Source organism: Methylorubrum suomiense (assembly GCF_022179765.1).
In the GTDB taxonomy this organism is placed as follows: Bacteria; Pseudomonadota; Alphaproteobacteria; order Rhizobiales; family Beijerinckiaceae; genus Methylobacterium; species Methylobacterium suomiense.
In genome coordinates this window covers 500,002-517,403 of sequence record NZ_BPRE01000001.1, presented here as the reverse complement: position 1 = coordinate 517,403, position 17,402 = coordinate 500,002, and the positions used below count along the sequence as shown (strand labels likewise).

At 70.7% G+C, this 17,402-nt stretch carries 17 protein-coding genes; 10 read left to right on the top strand and 7 right to left on the bottom strand.

What is annotated here, in order from left to right; all coding sequences use genetic code 11:
• Nucleotides 1-2 precede the first annotated feature (2 nt).
• The 6 genes from MFF26_RS02470 to MFF26_RS02445 all read left to right on the top strand — a co-directional run bounded on the left by MFF26_RS02470 (nt 3) and on the right by MFF26_RS02445 (nt 5,769).
• Nucleotides 3-374 (top strand): VOC family protein, encoded by a 372-nt coding sequence (locus tag MFF26_RS02470; protein WP_137828972.1) that lies wholly within the window; start codon nt 3-5, stop codon nt 372-374.
• Nucleotides 375-591: 217 nt separating this feature from the next.
• Nucleotides 592-1,161 (top strand): F0F1 ATP synthase subunit delta, encoded by a 570-nt coding sequence (locus MFF26_RS02465; protein WP_137828973.1) that lies wholly within the window; start codon nt 592-594, stop codon nt 1,159-1,161.
• Between the two features lie 71 nt (nt 1,162-1,232).
• Entirely contained in the window at nt 1,233-2,765 is a 1,533-nt protein-coding gene (atpA, locus tag MFF26_RS02460) for a F0F1 ATP synthase subunit alpha (protein WP_137828974.1), read from the top strand.
• Between the two features lie 148 nt (nt 2,766-2,913).
• Nucleotides 2,914-3,804, top strand: coding sequence for a F0F1 ATP synthase subunit gamma (locus tag MFF26_RS02455; protein ID WP_137828975.1), 891 nt, complete (start codon nt 2,914-2,916; stop codon nt 3,802-3,804).
• Nucleotides 3,805-3,844: 40 nt separating this feature from the next.
• A complete protein-coding gene (gene atpD, locus MFF26_RS02450) occupies nt 3,845-5,290 on the top strand; it encodes a F0F1 ATP synthase subunit beta (protein WP_137828976.1) in 1,446 nt (481 codons plus the stop codon).
• Between the two features lie 77 nt (nt 5,291-5,367).
• Entirely contained in the window at nt 5,368-5,769 is a 402-nt protein-coding gene (locus MFF26_RS02445; RefSeq protein WP_137828977.1) for a F0F1 ATP synthase subunit epsilon, read from the top strand.
• 127 nt (nt 5,770-5,896) lie between these two features.
• Here the strand turns inward: MFF26_RS02445 and MFF26_RS02440 are convergent, their stop codons facing one another.
• From MFF26_RS02440 to MFF26_RS02420, 5 genes are all read right to left on the bottom strand, one after another.
• Complete coding sequence (locus MFF26_RS02440; protein WP_238307456.1) at nt 5,897-7,165, bottom strand: CCA tRNA nucleotidyltransferase; 1,269 nt, start codon at nt 7,163-7,165, stop codon at nt 5,897-5,899.
• Between the two features lie 5 nt (nt 7,166-7,170).
• A complete protein-coding gene (locus MFF26_RS02435; RefSeq protein WP_238307429.1) occupies nt 7,171-7,428 on the bottom strand; it encodes a DUF6111 family protein in 258 nt (85 codons plus the stop codon).
• A 33-nt stretch (nt 7,429-7,461) separates the two neighbouring features.
• On the bottom strand, nt 7,462-8,166 hold the full coding sequence (locus MFF26_RS02430) for a CoA pyrophosphatase (protein ID WP_137828979.1): 705 nt from the start codon (nt 8,164-8,166) through the stop codon (nt 7,462-7,464).
• Nucleotides 8,163-8,744 carry a DUF1285 domain-containing protein gene (locus MFF26_RS02425; protein WP_137828980.1) on the bottom strand — a complete coding sequence of 194 codons (582 nt, stop codon included), beginning with the start codon at nt 8,742-8,744 and terminating at the stop codon, nt 8,163-8,165. The genes MFF26_RS02430 and MFF26_RS02425 overlap by 4 nt, the downstream gene beginning before the upstream one ends.
• Nucleotides 8,745-8,905: 161 nt before the next feature.
• Nucleotides 8,906-9,334 (bottom strand): PaaI family thioesterase, encoded by a 429-nt coding sequence (locus MFF26_RS02420; RefSeq protein WP_137828981.1) that lies wholly within the window; start codon nt 9,332-9,334, stop codon nt 8,906-8,908.
• A 315-nt stretch (nt 9,335-9,649) separates the two neighbouring features.
• On the opposite strand from MFF26_RS02420, the gene MFF26_RS02415 reads away from it, so the two are divergent.
• From MFF26_RS02415 to MFF26_RS02400, 4 genes are all read left to right on the top strand, one after another.
• Nucleotides 9,650-10,660, top strand: coding sequence for an AAA family ATPase (locus MFF26_RS02415; protein ID WP_137828982.1), 1,011 nt, complete (start codon nt 9,650-9,652; stop codon nt 10,658-10,660).
• Between the two features lie 13 nt (nt 10,661-10,673).
• A complete protein-coding gene (locus MFF26_RS02410) occupies nt 10,674-11,588 on the top strand; it encodes a DUF58 domain-containing protein (RefSeq protein ID WP_137828983.1) in 915 nt (304 codons plus the stop codon).
• 10 nt (nt 11,589-11,598) lie between these two features.
• Nucleotides 11,599-14,433: a DUF4159 domain-containing protein gene (locus MFF26_RS02405; RefSeq protein ID WP_137828984.1), complete on the top strand. Its 2,835-nt coding sequence runs from the start codon at nt 11,599-11,601 to the stop codon at nt 14,431-14,433.
• A gap of 94 nt (nt 14,434-14,527) precedes the next feature.
• The gene (locus MFF26_RS02400; RefSeq protein WP_137828985.1) at nt 14,528-16,618 is read left to right on the top strand and encodes a hypothetical protein; all 2,091 of its coding nucleotides are present in this window, start codon (nt 14,528-14,530) and stop codon (nt 16,616-16,618) included.
• 24 nt (nt 16,619-16,642) lie between these two features.
• Here the strand turns inward: MFF26_RS02400 and MFF26_RS02395 are convergent, their stop codons facing one another.
• Nucleotides 16,643-16,987 carry a type II toxin-antitoxin system RelE/ParE family toxin gene (locus MFF26_RS02395; protein WP_137828986.1) on the bottom strand — a complete coding sequence of 115 codons (345 nt, stop codon included), beginning with the start codon at nt 16,985-16,987 and terminating at the stop codon, nt 16,643-16,645.
• A complete protein-coding gene (locus MFF26_RS02390; RefSeq protein ID WP_137828987.1) occupies nt 16,980-17,264 on the bottom strand; it encodes a ribbon-helix-helix domain-containing protein in 285 nt (94 codons plus the stop codon). Before MFF26_RS02390 ends, MFF26_RS02395 begins: the two co-directional genes overlap by 8 nt.
• Nucleotides 17,265-17,402 lie beyond the last annotated feature (138 nt).

The following is a 17,402-nucleotide window of genomic DNA, read 5'->3' as shown; positions in this document are numbered from 1 at the left end:
CGGTGACGGCGCGCTCCGGCCTCGTCGCGATCCTGCCCTGCCGGGATCTCGACCTGTCGGAGCGGTTCTACGAGCGGCTCGGTTTCACCCGCGATGCCGGTCAAGACGATTGGCAGGACACGTACCGCATGCTGAGCCGCCCCGATGGCTCGCGGCTGCATCTCCGGCGGGCGGAGCCGGGTTGGCTGGCGCCCGAGCGTAATCCCTTCGGGCTCTATCTCTACGCCGAAGATGTCGAGACGATCGCCGCCCTCGTGTCCTCGGAGATCATCGGGGCCCGAGGGCCCGAGCGAACATCCTGGGGAACGCTGGAATTCGCGATGTCCGACCCGGACGGTGCACTGGTACGGGTCGGCAAGCCGCTGCGAAGATGAGTCTTGCAGTCGGGCATGCCGTTAAACCGCCCGATCCATGCCCTGACTTCGCCTTGCGCACCCCCGGAGCCCATGCTAGGCGACAGCCGCGCCGCGGGGAGACCCTCTTGGGCCTTCCGTGCCCGGCGCCATTCCAATCCCCACGGTCCTGAAGCCTCTGCCGTCGCGGGCGGGAGCGGGCTGAAGAGCGGCGGGCAAGGACAAGAGAGAGCGACGGGTGGCGCAGAACGGTTCCGAGGGTCCCCTGGTGGCAGGCGTTGCCGGTCGCTACGCATTGGCCCTGTACGAGCTGGCCCGCGATGAGCGGCAGGTCGACGACGTCGCCAAGAATCTCGAAGCCTTCGATGCGCTCTACAAGGAGAGCGCGGATCTCCGCCGCCTCGTGAAGAGCCCGGCCTACTCGGCCGAGCAGCAGACGGCCGCCATCGGCGCCCTGCTCGACAAGGCCGGCATCACCGGGCTGGCCGCCAACTTCATCAAGCTGTCGGCCGCCAACCGCCGCCTGTTCGCCCTGCCGGACATGATCCGCGCCTATCGTGAGCAGGTGCGCGAGGCCAAGGGCATCGTGCGGGCCGAGGTCCGCGTGGCGGAGAAGCCCTCCGACGCGATCATCGAAGAGATCAAGGGCTCCCTGCGGGATGTCGCCAAGACCGAGGTCGAGATCGATCTCCACGTCGATCCGGCCCTCATCGGCGGCATCGTCGTGAAGATGGGCTCGCGCATGGTCGACGCCTCGCTGCGGACCAAGCTCAACAACATTCGCCTTGCCATGCGGGAAGCGCGCTGAGGCTGTTCAAGCCTCGCTGAGCCCCCGATCCGACGAAACAGACACGTATCCGACCTTAAAGAGGCCCGACGATGGACATCCGCGCCGCCGAGATCTCCGCGATCCTGAAAGAGCAGATCAAGAATTTCGGCGAGGAGGCCGAAGTCACGGAAGTCGGGCAGGTGCTCGCGGTCGGCGACGGCATCGCCCGCGTCTACGGCCTCGACAACGTCCAGGCCGGTGAGATGGTCGAGTTCGAGTCGGGCGTGCGCGGCATGGCCCTCAACCTCGAGCAGGACAATGTCGGCGTCGTGATCTTCGGTTCCGACCGCGAGATCAAGGAAGGCCAGACCGTCAAGCGCACCGGCGCCATCGTGGACGTACCGGTGGGCAAGGGCCTGCTCGGCCGCGTGGTCGACGGCCTCGGCAACCCGATCGACGGCAAGGGCCCGATCCAGTCGACCGAGCGTCGCCGCGTCGACGTGAAGGCGCCGGGCATCATCCCGCGCAAGTCGGTGCACGAGCCGATGGCCACCGGCCTCAAGGCGATCGACGCCCTCATCCCGGTCGGCCGCGGCCAGCGCGAGCTGATCATCGGCGACCGCCAGACCGGCAAGACCGCCATCGCCCTCGACACCATCCTCAACCAGAAGCCGGCCCATGCCGGTTCGGACGAGAACGCCAAGCTCTACTGCGTCTACGTCGCCATCGGCCAGAAGCGCTCGACGGTGGCCCAGTTCGTGAAGGTGCTCGAGGACCAGGGCGCGATGGAATACTCCATCGTCATCGCCGCCACCGCCTCCGACGCCGCGCCGATGCAGTTCATCGCGCCGTTCTCCGGCTGCGCCATGGGCGAGTATTTCCGCGACAACGGCATGCATGCCGTGATCGTCTATGACGACCTGTCGAAGCAGGCCGTCGCCTACCGCCAGATGTCGCTGCTCCTGCGCCGCCCGCCGGGCCGCGAGGCCTATCCGGGCGACGTGTTCTACCTCCACAGCCGCCTGCTCGAGCGCGCCGCCAAGATGGGCGATGCCGCTGGCAAGGGCTCGCTCACCGCGCTGCCGGTCATCGAGACCCAGGCCAACGACGTGTCGGCCTACATCCCGACCAACGTGATCTCGATCACCGACGGTCAGATCTTCCTCGAGACCGACCTGTTCTACCAGGGCATCCGCCCGGCGGTGAATGTCGGCCTCTCGGTGTCGCGGGTGGGCTCCTCGGCTCAGACCAAGGCGATGAAAAAGGTCGCCGGCAAGATCAAGGGCGAGCTGGCGCAGTACCGCGAGATGGCGGCCTTCGCGCAGTTCGGCTCCGATCTCGACGCCTCGACCCAGCGCCTGCTCAACCGCGGTTCGCGCCTCACCGAGCTCCTGAAGCAGCCGCAATTCTCGCCGCTGAAGATGGAAGAGCAGGTCGCGGTGATCTACGCCGGCGTCAACGGCTACCTCGACAAGCTCCCGCTGCCGAAGGTCCGTGCCTTCGAGGATCAGCTGCTCGGCACGCTGCGCTCCAAGCATGCCGACCTGCTGAACGCGATCCGCGACTCGAAGGACCTGTCCGACGAGAACGCGAACAAGCTGAAGAGCGTCGTCGAAAGCGTCGCCAAGTCCCTCGAGGGCTGACGCCCACGCGGACGGCACGGATCCCTTCCCGCGGGAGGGGATCGAGGACGGCGGCCCGTCAGGCTTGCCGTCCCGGACGACACCCCCATCGGCTCCTCTCCCCTGAGGGAGAGGAGAGGCCCTTCCGAACGGACCCGGACGCCCCTCGATGCCTAGCTTGAAGGATCTGCGGAATCGCATCACCTCGGTGAAGGCGACGCAGAAGATCACCAAGGCGATGCAGATGGTCGCCGCCGCCAAGCTGCGGCGCGCCCAGAATGCCGCCGAGAACGGGCGTCCCTACGCCGAGAAGATGGCGAACGTGCTCGGCAATCTCGCCGGCAACCTGATCGGCGGCGTCGATGCCCCGCGCCTGCTCTCGGGCACCGGCCAGGACCGTGTCCACCTGCTCGTGGTCTGCACCGGCGACCGCGGCCTGTGCGGCGCCTTCAATTCCTCGATCGTGCGCCTTGCCCGCGAGCATGTCCGCAAGCTCGAGGCCGAGGGCAAGACGGTCAAGATCATGACCGTCGGCAAGAAGGGCCTCGACATCCTGCGCCGCCAGTACCGCGACCGGATCATCGAGAGCATGGATATCCGCGGCACCAAGCCGGTGGATTACGCCTTCGCCTCGGAGATCGCCGACAAGATCGTCGCCCGCTTCAATGCCGGCGAGTTCGACGTCGCGACGTTGTTCTACTCGGAATTCCGCTCGGTGATCTCGCAGATCCCGACCGCCCAGCGCCTGATCCCGGCCGAGTTGCCGGCGACCGACGGCTCGACCACCACGGGCGCCGGCGCCGACGCCGCCATGGAGTTCGAGCCGTCCGAGGAGGCGATCCTCGAGACGCTGCTGCCCAAGAACCTGACCGTCCAGGTCTATCGCGCGCTGCTCGAGAACGCCGCCTCCGAGCAGGGTGCCCGGATGAGCGCCATGGATTCGGCGACCCGCAACGCGGGCGAGATGATCAAGAAGCAGACGCTGGTCTACAACCGCACGCGTCAGGCCATGATCACCAAGGAACTCATCGAAATCATCTCGGGCGCGGAAGCGCTCTGATCCACCACACGCGCCCGCACGCATTCGAAGGACAGGCATCATGGCCAACACCGCCGCCCCCACCAACGCCAAGGGCAAGATCACCCAGGTCATCGGCCCCGTGGTCGACGTGCAGTTCGAGGGTCACCTGCCGGAGATCCTGAACGCGCTGGAGACCAAGAACCAGGGCAACCGCCTCGTCCTCGAGGTTGCCCAGCAGCTCGGCGAGAACACCGTCCGGTGCATCGCCATGGACACCTCCGAGGGCCTCGTGCGCGGCCAGCCGGTCGAGGATACCGGTGCGCCGATCCGGGTGCCGGTGGGTCACAACACCCTCGGCCGCATCATGAACGTCATCGGCGAGCCGATCGACGAGGCCGGCCCGATCCAGGCCGACACCTTCCGTGCCATCCACCAGCCGGCTCCGTCCTACGACGAGCAGTCGACCGAGGCGCAGATCCTCGTCACCGGCATCAAGGTCGTGGACCTGCTGGCTCCCTACGCCAAGGGCGGTAAGATCGGCCTGTTCGGCGGCGCCGGCGTCGGCAAGACCGTGCTGATCATGGAGCTGATCAATAACATCGCGAAGGCCCACTCGGGCTACTCCGTCTTCGCCGGCGTCGGCGAGCGGACCCGCGAGGGCAACGATCTCTACCACGAGATGATCGAGTCCAACGTCAACAAGAACCCGAAGGAGAACGGCGGCTCGGCCGAAGGCTCCAAGTGCGCGCTGGTCTACGGCCAGATGAACGAATCGCCCGGCGCCCGCTCCCGCGTCGCCCTGACCGGCCTGACCATCGCCGAGCAGTTCCGCGACGAGGGCCAGGACGTGCTGTTCTTCGTCGACAACATCTTCCGCTTCACCCAGGCGGGCTCCGAGGTGTCGGCGCTGCTCGGCCGCATCCCGTCGGCGGTGGGCTATCAGCCGACGCTCGCCACCGACATGGGCGCCCTGCAGGAGCGCATCACCACCACGACCAAGGGCTCGATCACCTCGGTGCAGGCGATCTACGTGCCGGCGGACGATCTGACCGACCCGGCCCCGGCCACCTCGTTCGCCCACCTCGACGCCACGACGGTGCTGTCGCGCTCCATCGCCGAGAAGGGCATCTACCCGGCCGTGGACCCGCTCGACTCGACCTCGCGCATGCTCTCGCCGGCGATCCTCGGCGAGGAGCATTACGACGTCGCCCGCCGCGTCCAGCAGACGCTGCAGCGCTACAAGTCGCTCCAGGACATCATCGCGATCCTGGGCATGGACGAGCTGTCCGAGGAGGATAAGCTGACGGTGGCCCGCGCCCGCAAGATCGAGCGCTTCCTGTCGCAGCCGTTCCACGTCGCCGAGGTGTTCACCGGCTCGCCGGGCAAGCTCGTGGCGCTCGAGGACACGATCAAGGGCTTCAAGGGTCTGGTCGAGGGCAAGTACGACGACCTGCCGGAGGCCGCCTTCTACATGGTCGGCTCCATCGAGGAGGCCCAGGAGAAGGCCAAGAAGCTCGCCGCGTAAGCGGGCGACTTTCCCCTTCGGAGGCGCGCGGGTCCTCGGACGCGCGCGCCGCTCAACCTCTCGCGGACACCTGACGCATGGCCACCTTCCAGTTCGATTTCGTCGGCCCCGAGCGGACGCTGTATTCCGGCCAGGTCGAGGCGGTGCAGCTGCCCGGTTCCGAGGGTGAGATGACCGTGCTGCCGGGCCACGCGCCGGTCATCACCTCTCTCAAGGTCGGGGTCATCACGGTCACCGAGCACTCCGGCGCCGGCAAGCGCATCTACGTTCAGGGCGGTTTCGCCGATATCGGCCCGAAGGCCGTGACGGTGCTGGCCGAGCGCGCCGCGCCGATCGAGGAGATCAGCCCGGCGACGATCGATCAGGAGATCGAGGCCGCCGAGATGGCCCGCGACGCCACGCAGGATCCGGCCAAGCGCGAGGAGCTCAACAGCCAGATCGTCCAGCTGCGCGAAGCCCGCTTCACGCTGAACCTCTGATCCACGCGCACGATCGATATTGCCGAGGGCGCCGGGAAACCGGCGCCCTCGCTGTTTTCGGGGTTCGCGCCGTGGCGTCCTCCTGCGGGCAGGTTTCCACGATGCCCGCCGCACGACCCTCCGCCTCTCACCCTTGCCCCTGCGCCGCGTCACGGGGGAGGGGGGACGGCGCGTCGATGGCCGCCAGTGCATGCGCGATGAGCCGGTCCCGGGCCGCCGCGTCGTCGGGGCAGCCCTCGGCCAGCCACCGGCTCCGCGCCGCGCGCAGGGCCGCCCCCACGCCCGGGCCCGGCGGGACGCCCCGCGCCACGAGATCGGCACCGGTCACCGGCAGGACCGGCCGCGTGCCGGCCTGGGCGATCCGGTCGAGGGCGATCCGGGCGCCCGGCGTCACGAGCGGGCGCGGCTCGCCGTCGAGGATGCGCAGCACGGCCCGTGAGGGAACGGCACCGTGTTCGGCGACGAGGGCCGGCACCTCCGCCGCGTCGAGGGCGGATCGGGCCCGAAGCGCGACGAGGGCGTCGGCGTAAGCGGTGAGATCGGCATGCTCGGCCTTGGACAGGCGCAGCCTCTCCTGGAGCCGATCGGCATCGTCCCGCGTCAGCACGGCCAGTGCCCCGAGGCGGATCACCGCATCCGGTTCGGCCCGTGCGAGCCGACCGATGTCACCGACACCGCCGGTGATGCGCAGGAGCAGACCCGTCTCGCTCAAGGTTGCGACGGCCTCGACGGCGCGGGGGGCGAGCAGCAGCTTCAGGAACTCGGCCCGCACCCGCTCCCGCGACAGGCGGTCGAGGCTGTCGCGCGCCGCGATGGCCGCCGCGAGCCCCTCCGGATCGGGCGCGCCGGCCCCGTAGCGGGCATGGAAGCGGAAGAAGCGCAGGAGCCGCAGGGCATCCTCGCGCAGGCGGGTGGCGGCCTCGCCGATGAAGCGCACGCGGCCCTCGGCCAGATCGGCCACGCCCCCGGTCGTGTCGTGGAGCCGCCCGTCCGCCGAGAGCGACAGCGCGTTGATGGTGAAGTCCCGCCGCTCCGCATCCCGCGCGAAGTCGCGGCCGAACCGGACCACGGCGTGGCGCCCGTCGGTCTCGACATCCTCGCGCAGGGTCGTGACCTCGTGCGGCTCGCCCTCCACCACCAGGGTGACGGTGCCGTGCTCGATCCCCGTCGGCACCGCCTTGAGCCCGGCCCTGCGGGCCCGCGCGATCACGGTCTGCGGCAGGAGCGTGGTGGCGAGGTCGATGTCGCTCACCATCCGCCCGAGCAGCGCGTCGCGCACGCAGCCGCCGACGAGGCGGGTCTCCTCACCGGGCATGGCCAGGGCGGCGAGGCAGGCTTGTACGCCGTCGCGGGCGAGAAGCCGGGCCGGGCCGCCGGGGTCGAGGCCGGGCGGCAGCACCGTCACTGGAAGTGGCCCGGCACCAAGCGCCCGTTCTCGTAGCGCGGCGGCACGTAGCCCTCGGCGTGGCGCTCCCCCGTCAGCCCGGCCATCAGCAGCGAGGCCACCACGACGAACAGCCCGGCGAGAACGAGGCGGGTCCATTGCGGCCTCCACTCGGCCCCGTCGAGGGGCGAGCGGCGGGCGAGAAGCAGCCATCCGGCGAAGAGGACGAAGGGCAGGGAGAACAGGGCGACCTGTTCGAGGACGAGGCGCAGCATCGGTTTCTTTTTGTCAGGTGTCGGGGCCGTCCGTCAGGCGTAGAGGCGCTCGTAGAGGTTATGCACGATCCCCGCCGTGACACCCCAGATCAAGTGTTCCCCGTGCGGGATGGCATAGAAGTAACGCGTCCGGCCCTGCCATGCCCGCGACCGGACGAGATGCCGCGCCGGGTCCATCAACAGGCCGAGCGGCACCTCGAAGGCGAGGTCCACCTCGTCGCGGTTGAGGGTGAGGGCGGCGTCCGGTGCCACGAGGCCGACCACCGGCACCACGAGAAAGCCCGTCGCCGAGAGATAGGGATCGAGATAGCCGAGCGGGCGCACCGCATCGGCGGGCAGACCGATCTCCTCGCGGGCCTCGCGAAGCGCCGTGTCAATCGGCGAGACGTCGCCCGGATCGACCTTGCCGCCGGGAAAGGCGATCTGCCCCGAATGGTCGCGCAGATGGGCCGCGCGCCGCGTCAGCAGTACGCTCATGCCCTCGGGCCGCTCGACCACCGGCACCAGCACCGCGGCATCCCGATGCGGCGCGGCCGGCGCCGTGGTCGGGCCGCCGGGATCGAGATCGTGGTCGCCCCGGGGGTTGGAGAGCGGCACACCGGGGCCGGGCGGCACGTGGGAGAGGCCCGCCTCCGCCCGTGCCAGGAAGCCGGCGCGGCGAAAATCGGCGGGATCGATCGATTCGGCCTGGCCGGTCGGTGCGGCGGCGCGCTCCGCCGGCCCCTCGGGCAGCTTCATGCGGCGGCCCCGGCCGGGGCGATGCGGTGGAACGCGCCGCCGGCCCATAGGCCGAGCCAAGTCTCGCCCTCGATATCCCGCTCCTCGACGAGGTCGACGAGGTCGTAGGTCAGCGCTCGGCTCACCAGGGCCGTCAGGCCGCCGCGCACGAGGATGTAGGGCTTGAGACCGCTCTCCCCGTCCTCGAAGCGCAGGGGATGCGCGGCATCGGCCGCGACGAGATCGTCGACATTGGTGCGGAAGGCGATGCGGCGGTCCTCGCCCTCGCCCTCGATCGCCATCTCGACCGCGGTGAACGGCGCATCGTCGACCTGGATCCGCACCTTCTCGACCGGCGTCACCAGCACGGTCGAGCCGTCGGGCTCCTTCCGCAGGATCGAGGCGAACAGCCGGACGAGCTTCGGCCGCCGGATCGCCGATCCGTTGTGGAACCATGACCCGTCGGAGGCGATGCGGATGTCGATCTCGCCGCAATGCTCCGGGTTCCAGCGTTCGACCGGCGGCGGCCCGCGCTTGGGCAGGTCACCCAGGGCGGCGCTGAGACGGGCGAGGGCGGGATCGGGGGCATCGTCGCTCATGCCCGAGACATATAGGCAAGGCGCCCGGCGCAGGGAAACGCCTCGAGGCTCGCACTTCGAACGCGGCGCCGAGGCCCGGCAGGCCCTCTGCGGCGTGCGGGCCAACCGGCGCGATCGATCGCCGCCGGGTCCTTCGCCGACGATTGTTCCACTGGGACCGGTTACCGGCCGGGCTTCTCCTTCAGCACCTTCCAGATGCCGGTCACGGCGACGAGCGCGCGCCCGCCGCTCGTCAGTGTGCCGCGCACGAAGACGAGGGAGGAGGTTTGGCGCACGATTTCCGGGACCACCTCGATCAGGTCGCCGATCCGGGCCGCGTCGACGAACTGGCTCGACATCTCGACGGTCACGCAGGGCGCGTCGTTTGCGGCCTCCCGCACCACGATGCTGAGCGCCCGGTCGGCGAAGGTCAGCAGCATGCCGCCATGGACGATGCCCACGAGATTGCCGTGCCGCTCGTCGGTGCGGACCGCGAATTCGCGTCGTCCCGCAATGGTGCGGTGATGGACCGGCCCGACATGGGCGATGAAGCCCGGATCGGTGAAGGCTTCCCAGCCGGCCGGAAACGCCGCGCTCTCCTCGTCGGTCATCAGGGCTCCGCCTCCGCGCCAAAAGTCCGGGTCGGCCCGCGCGAGATGCAAGATGTCGCGGGGCGCCTGCTCTCAGGTCTCGACCGGCCCATATAGAGCGCATGCCGGCGAAGTGGGTCGCCGGTCCGCCGAAAGCGTGGGCGGCAGAACGGGACTCGGGAGCCCTGACCGGCCCGACGGGATCGGTCCCGGCTCTAGCGCCCATCCGCCGCGCGGCAGCGCCGCGCTTGCGTTCGATGCAGGTTCGGCGCCAGACTTGCACCTTTCCTGGGCGCCCGGATCTCCGCGCCGCCCGGCATTCGGAGATTCGACCGCATGGCACAGGGCGCCGGTTCGGCCAGCACGACGAGCCTCGACGACGGGATCGTCGCCACCGCCGAGACCTGCCTGTCGGCGATCCACGAGGCGCGGGAGGCGATCCACGGGGTCATCTTCGGCCAGGAAAAGATCGTCGATCTGGCCCTCGTGACGATCCTGGCCGGCGGCCACGGCCTGCTCGTCGGCCTGCCGGGACTGGCCAAGACCAAGCTCGTCGAGACGCTGGGCACCGTGCTCGGGCTCGATGCACGGCGCGTGCAGTTCACGCCGGATCTCATGCCCTCCGACATCCTCGGCACCGAAATCCTCGACGAGGATGCCGAGCGCCGCCGCTCTTTCCGCTTCGTGAAGGGGCCGGTCTTCACGCAGCTGCTGATGGCCGACGAGATCAACCGCGCCAGCCCGCGGACGCAATCGGCCCTGCTCCAGGCCATGCAGGAGCATTTCGTCTCGGTGGCGGGCGAGCGGCACGACCTGCCGCGCCCCTTCCACGTGCTGGCGACCCAGAACCCGATCGAGCAGGAGGGCACCTATCCGCTGCCCGAGGCGCAGCTCGACCGCTTCCTGCTGGAGATCGATGTCGGCTATCCCGACCGCGCCGCCGAGCGCCGCATCCTGATTGAGACGACCGGCGTCGAGGACGCCAAGGCCCGGACCGTGATGACCACCGAGCAACTGCTGACCGCGCAGCGCCTCGTGCGGCGCCTGCCGGTGGGCGACGCCGTGGTCGACGCGATTCTCGACCTCGTCCGCTCCGCCCGTCCGGAGGGCGGCGATCCGAGCGTGGCCAAGAAACTGCTGTGGGGCCCCGGCCCCCGCGCCAGCCAGGCGCTGACGCTCGCCGTGCGCGCCCGCGCCCTGATCGAGGGCCGCGTCGCCCCCTCCGTCGCCGACGTGAAGGCGCTCGCCGAGCCGGTGCTCAAGCACCGCATGGCCGTCACCTTCGCGGCCCGCGCCGACGGCGAGAGCGTGACCGGCCTAATCGGCCAGCTCGTCGCCAAGCTCTGACGGAACGGACCCCATGGCCTCCACCCGGCTCGTCGAGGCCGAGAGCCGCCGCCCCGGGCGGCCCGAGACCGGCGGGGCCCTCGACCTCGCCGGGCGCATGCCGCGCCTCGTGCTCGAATCCCGGCGCGTCTCCGGCACCCTGGCCCATGGCCTGCACGGTCGGCGCCGGGCCGGGCCGGGCGAGAGCTTCTGGCAGTTTCGCCCCTTCGTCACCGGGGAGGCCGCCGCGCGGATCGACTGGCGCCGCTCGGCCCGGGACGACCGGCTCTACGTGCGCGAGCGCGAATGGGAGGCCGCCCACAACATCTGGATCTGGATCGACCGCTCCGCCTCCATGGGCTTCGCCTCGGACTTGGCCCAGACCTCCAAGGTCGAGCGGGCCCTGGTGCTGGGTCTCGCGCTGGCCGACACCTTCGTCGATGGCGGCGAGCGGGTGGGGCTCCTCGGCCTCACCCGGTCGAGCGCCGCCCGCGGCATCGTCGAGACCCTGGCCCAGTCGCTCGTCAACGATCGCGCCGGGCTGAATCAGGATCTGCCGCCGCCGGCGAGCCCCGGCCGTTTCGACGAGACGGTGCTGATCAGCGACTTCCTCACCCCGCTCGATGCCGTCCGTGCCTCGGTGCAGACCATCGCGGCCCGCGGCACCCACGGCCATCTCGTGGTCGTGGTCGACCCCGTGGAAGAGACCTTCCCCTTCACGGGGCAGGCCGTGCTGCACGACCCGCAGGGCAATACCAGCCTCGACATCGGCGAAGCCGGTGCCTGGGGCGAAGCCTATCGCCAGCGCATCGGCGCCCACCGTGACGGTCTCGCCGAGATCGCCCGGCAGCGGGGCTGGACGCTGACGATCCACCGCACCGACCGGCCCGCGACCGAGGCGGCGCTGCGCGTCCTCACCCTCGTCGCCGCCGCGCGCGGGCTCGGCTGAAAGGCAAGGCGTGTTCGGGATTCCCCTCACCTTCGCCGCTCCGCTGGCGCTCGCTGCCCTCGTCGCGCTGCCTGCGCTCTGGATCCTGCTGCGGGTGACGCCGCCGCGCCCGCGCCGCATCAGCTTCCCGCCGCTGGCGCTGATGGCCGACATCCTGCCCAAGCGGGAGACCCCGGCCCGCACGCCGCCCTGGCTCCTGATCCTGCGCATCCTCGCCGCCGCCTGCCTGATCCTGGCGGTGGCAGGCCCCGTCTGGAACCCCTCCGGCATCGGCGCCGCCTCCGGGCGGAACCCGTTGCTCCTGATCCTCGACAACGGCTTCACCGCCGCCCACGACTGGCGCGACCGCCTGCGGGCCGCCACCGACGAGATCGAGGCCGCCGCCCGTGACGGGCGCCCCGTCGCCCTGGTCGCGAGCGCGGAGAGTCCCGCGCCGTTCGAGGCGCGTCCCCCGGCCAATGCCCTGGAGCGGCTGCGGGCGATCAAGCCGCGCCCGCATCTGGCCGATCGGGGCGCGCATCTGGCTTCCATCGGCGCCTTCCTGGAGCGCGTGCCCGGCGCCTCGATCCTCTGGATCGCCGACGGCGTGCGCGGGGCCGGCGACACGGACTTCTCGAAGTCCCTCGGCGAACTCGCCAAGCGCCACGGCAGCGCCGTGACCCTGCTCAAGGCCGATCGCCCCCCCGCGCTCGCCCTCGAAGGCTCACCGCAGCAGCCCGGCGAGAAGCTCGCTGCGCAGGTGCTCAGGGCGGAGCCCAACGGCCGCGATTCCGGCCTCGTGCGGGCCTTGGATCCGAAGGGCCTGCCGCTCGCCGAGAGCCGCTTCACCCTGGAGCCGGAGGCCCGCGAGGCGACCGTGACCTTCGATCTGCCGGTGGAGCTGCGCAACGCCATCGCCCGGCTGGAGATCGAGGGCGAGGGTTCGGCCGGCGCCGTGGTGCTGATGGACGAGCGCGGCCGCCGCCGCCGCGTCGGCCTCGTCTTCGGCGGCACCCTCGATCAGGCCCAGCCGCTGCTGGCCCCGACCTACTATCTCGCCAAGGCGCTCGCGCCCTTCGCCGATGTGCAGCAGCCCCGCGGCGGCCAGGGCACGTCGGAGGCCATCGCGCAGATGCTCGACAATCAGGTCTCGGTCCTCGCCCTCGCCGATGTCGGCGCGCTGGATGAGCGAACCCTGGCGCGGGTCGAGCAGTTCGTGGAGGAAGGCGGGCTGCTTCTGCGCTTCGCCGGGCCGCGCTTGGCGGCAGGCAACGACCCGCTCGTGCCGGTGCGCCTGCGCCGGGGCGGGCGTTCCCTGGGCGGCACGCTGTCCTGGGATCGGCCGAAGACGCTGGCGGCTTTCGCCCCGGAGAGCCCGTTCGCCGGGCTCAATCCGCCGGCGGATATCGGCGTGCGGCGCCAGATCCTGGCCGAGCCCGACGGCGATCTGCCGGGCAAGACCTGGGCGGCGTTGCAGGACGGTACGCCGATCGTCACGGCGCAGAAGCGGGGCCAGGGGCTGATGGTGCTGTTCCACGTCACGGCCGACACCACATGGTCGAACCTGCCGCTGTCGGGTCTCTTCGTCGACATGCTGCGCCGGGTGGTCGGGCTCGCCGGCCCCTCGGCGAAGCTCGGCGAGGGCGAGGGGCGGCAGGCCAAGGCGGCTCTGCTCGCGCCGCGCCTGACGCTGGACGGGTTCGGCGCGCTCGGCTCCCCGCCCGCGAGCGCCACCGCGGTGCCGGCCGATTTCGCCGACCGCGCCGGCCCCGAGCATCCGCCGGGCTTCTACGGCGCAGCAGAGGGCGGCATCGCCGTCAACGCTCTGCGCCCCGGCGACCGCCTCGAACCCCTCGACGTCGCGGCGCTGACGGGCGCCCGGATCGGCTCCCTCGCCGGCGCCGAGACCGTCGATCTGCGCGCGGCCCTGTTCAGCCTCGCCCTCATGCTCCTGGCCCTCGACACCCTGGCCGGGCTCTGGCTCGGCGGTTTCCTGCGCGGCCCCGGCCGGCTCGCCCGCGGGCGCGCCGCGCCCGCCGCCCTGCTCCTCGTCGCTCTGCTGGGCGCCGGGCTTGTCGCGACCGCGCCGCCGGCCCTGGCGCAGACACCCGCCGCCAACCGGCCGAACGGCACCGAATCGGCCCTCGCCACCCGTCTCGCCTACGTGGTGACTGGCGATTCCACCGTCGACACCGCGAGCCGGGCCGGCCTGAGCGGGTTGACCCAGATGCTTGCGGCCCGCACCGCCCTGGAACCGGGCGAACCGGCTGGCCTCGACCCCGAGAAGGACGAACTCGCCTTCTATCCGCTGATCTACTGGCCCATCGTCGCCGGCCGCCCGCAGCCGAGCGAGGCGGCGATCCGCAAGATCGACGCCTTCATGCGCAACGGCGGCACCGTGGTCTTCGACACCCGCGACGCCCAGACCGCCCGGGCCGGCGGCCCGCCGACCCCGGAGACCGCCTATCTCCGCAAAATGCTCGGCACGCTCGAAGTGCCGGAGCTGGAGCCGGTGCCGCCCGACCACGTGCTGACCAAGGCGTTCTACCTCGTCGATTCCTTCCCCGGCCGCACCGCCACCGGGCAGACCTGGGTGGAGACGATCCCCCCCGCGGCGGAGGGCGGCGAGCGCCGCCCCGCGCGGGCGGGCGACGGCGTCACTCCGATCATCATCACCGGCAACGACCTCGCCGCCGCCTGGGCGGTCGGCCGCAACGGCGAGCCGCTCTATCCGGTCAACGGCGACCAGCGGCAGCGCGAGATGGCGTTTCGGGGCGGCATCAACATCGTGATCTACACGCTGACCGGAAACTACAAGGCCGACCAGGTGCATGTCCCGGCGCTGCTGGAGCGGCTGGGCCAGTGATCCATTTTTCAGACACGCGGCCGGCGCCAAACCCTTCCCGCTCTGCGGGGGAGGGGGCAGGGCTCTCCGCGCTTCATCCTGAAGGCCTGAGCCCATGCTGAGCCTCAGCTTCACGCCCCTCGTCCCCTGGCCGGTGCTGGCCGCCTTCGGCGTGCTCGCGGGCGTGCTCGTCGTCGTCGCGATCCTGGCCCGGGGGCGCACGGCGCTCCTGCGCGCCGTCGCCCTCGCCCTGGTGATCGCGGCGCTCGCCAACCCGTCCCTGGTGCGCGAGGACCGCGACCCGGTGAAGGATGTCGCCGCCATCGTGGTCGATCGCTCCGGCTCGCAGAGCCTGGGCGAGCGCCCGGCCATGACCGATGCGGTGAAGACCGAACTGGAGCGCCGCTTCGGCGCGCTCACCAACATCGAGCCACGCTTCATCGAGGTCGGCGACGCCCAGGGCGGGGAGGGCGACGACGGCACCAAGCTGTTCACGGCGCTGACCCAGGCGCTCGCCGACGTGCCCGCCGAGCGCATCGCCGGCATCGTCATGCTCACCGATGGCGTGGTCCACGACATCCCGGCCTCGCTGGAGACGCTCGGTCTCAAGGCGCCGCTGCACGTCCTGGTCACCGGCCGGTCCGACGAGCGCGATCGCCAGATCCGCATGCTGGAGGCGCCGCGCTTCGGCATCGTCGGCAAGGACGTGACGATCCGCGCCGAGGTGATGGAGCGCGGCGGCACCGGCCACGCGACCGTCAGCGTGCGCCGCGACGGCGAGGAGATCGACCGCCAGAGCATCGCGACCGGCACGCCGTTCTCGCTCACGACGCATATCGAGCATGGCGGCCCGAACGTGATCGAGATCGAGGTCGAGCCGCTGCCGGGCGAGCTGACCACGGTCAACAACCGCGCGGTCCTTCCCATCGAAGGCATTCGCGAGAAGCTCAGGGTGCTGCTCGTCTCCGGCGAGCCGCATCAGGGCGAGCGCACGTGGCGCAACCTGCTGAAGTCGGACGCCTCGGTCGATCTCGTCCACTTCACGATTCTCAGGCCGCCGGAGAAGCAGGACGGCACGCCGATCTCGGAACTGTCGCTGATCGCCTTCCCGACCCGCGAGCTGTTCGTCCAGAAGATCAAGGATTTCGACCTCATCATCTTCGACCGCTACGCCAATCAGAGCGTGCTGCCCTCGGCCTATTTCGACAACATCGTCCGCTATGTCCGCGAGGGCGGCGCCCTGCTGATCGCGGCGGGGCCGGAATTCGCCGGACCGGCGAGCCTCGCCCGCACGCGGCTGTCCGCGGTGCTGCCGGGCGACCCGTCGATGAAGGTGGTCGAACAGCCGTTCAAGGCCGCGCTCACCGAGACCGGCCAGCGCCATCCGGTCACCCGCGCCCTGCCGGGCTCGGAATCGAATCCGCCGGCCTGGGGCGACTGGCTGCGCATTGTCTCGGCCCAGACCCGGGCCGGGATCCAGCCGATCCTGTCCGGCGCCAATGGCCTGCCGCTGCTGGCGCTCTCGCGGGAGGAGAAGGGGCGCGTCGCCCTGATGCTGTCGGATCAGGCTTGGCTCTGGGCCCGCGGCTATCAGCAGGGCGGACCCTATCTCGACCTGCTGCGGCGGCTCGCCCACTGGCTGATGAAGGAGCCCGCCCTGGAAGAGGAGGCGCTCCGCGCCCAGACGACCGGCCGCGGTCGCGAGGTGCGCGTCGAGCGTCAGACCATGGCGGAGGAGGCCGGGCCGGTCACGATCACCGGCCCGACCGGCAAGGAGCGCACGCTGGCGCTGTCCAAGGCCGAACCCGGCCTGTTCAGCGCGACCTTCGAGGCCGAGAGCTTGGGCCTGCATACCCTGCGCTCGGGCAACCTCGTCGCCTTCGTCAGCGTCGGCCCGGCCAATCCGCGCGAACTCGCCGACGTGTTCAGCGACACCGACCGCCTGAAGGGCGTGGCCGAGGGTTCCGGCGGCACCATCCGCCGCGTAGCGGCGGCGGGGGGCGGCATCGAGGTGCCGCGCCTGCAGGTGATCCGCGGCGGCCGCCTCGGGGGCGCCGACTGGATCGGCTTCCGCCCCAGCGACAGCGCGACGGTGCGCGGCGTCGAGGTCTATCCCCTCGGCATCGGCCTCTGGGCGCTGGTGGCCCTGGCCGCGGCGGTGCTGGCGATGTGGCTGGTGGAAGGGCGGCGCGGGCGGGCGGTGTAGGGCCGCGGGACGGCGCTGTCGTAATCAATCGTCGGAGGACGCCGATCCGTCGTTCTCGGGATCGAGGCTGTACAGGGCCTCGAAATCCCGTCCTCCGTAGAACACGTTGGTGACGAGGATCCGATCGGGCTCGATCCTGTACGCGATCACAGCCCTGTGCTCGAAGGGTACCGTCCGCAATCCGGGCTCCAGATCGTCGCGAGGACGGCCGCCTCGGGGCGCATCGCCGATGCGTAGGCAGCGATCCCTGATCCGCTTCACGAAGCCTCGTGCGGTCGGGACATTCTGACTGACGTGCAGCACAATGCGGAAAATGTCCGCAAGGTCGCGCAGAGCCTCTGGTTGAAGCTCGACGTGCAGCCTACGCACGGGATGCGTCGTTCTCCGCTTGGGCGAACAGCGCCTCCAAATGCGCGTCCACCTCCTCAAGGCTTAAGGCCGGGCGCGGGTCGTCCAGAGAGCGCCGGATGCGGGCGCGGATGACGTTCAACCGCTCGGCATCGTCCCGGCGCCGGCGCTGCCACAGCCGCACGGCGTCACTCAGCACGTCGCTGGTCGAGGCATACTCGCCCGCCTCGACGCTCTCCCGCACCGCGCGGAGCTGTTCGGGGGTCATCGTGATGCTGATCGTCTCGGACGATGGCATGGCCGGTCACCTTCCTCGGAGGTTCCGGGATGGTCGCATAGGATCGAGCTCAACGCACGCCGTTCGTTGCAATGGGCGGTTGCCAGGAATTTGGGGCCGGACGCTCCAGAGATTGGCCGGCGCTGTCGCCCGAATGCC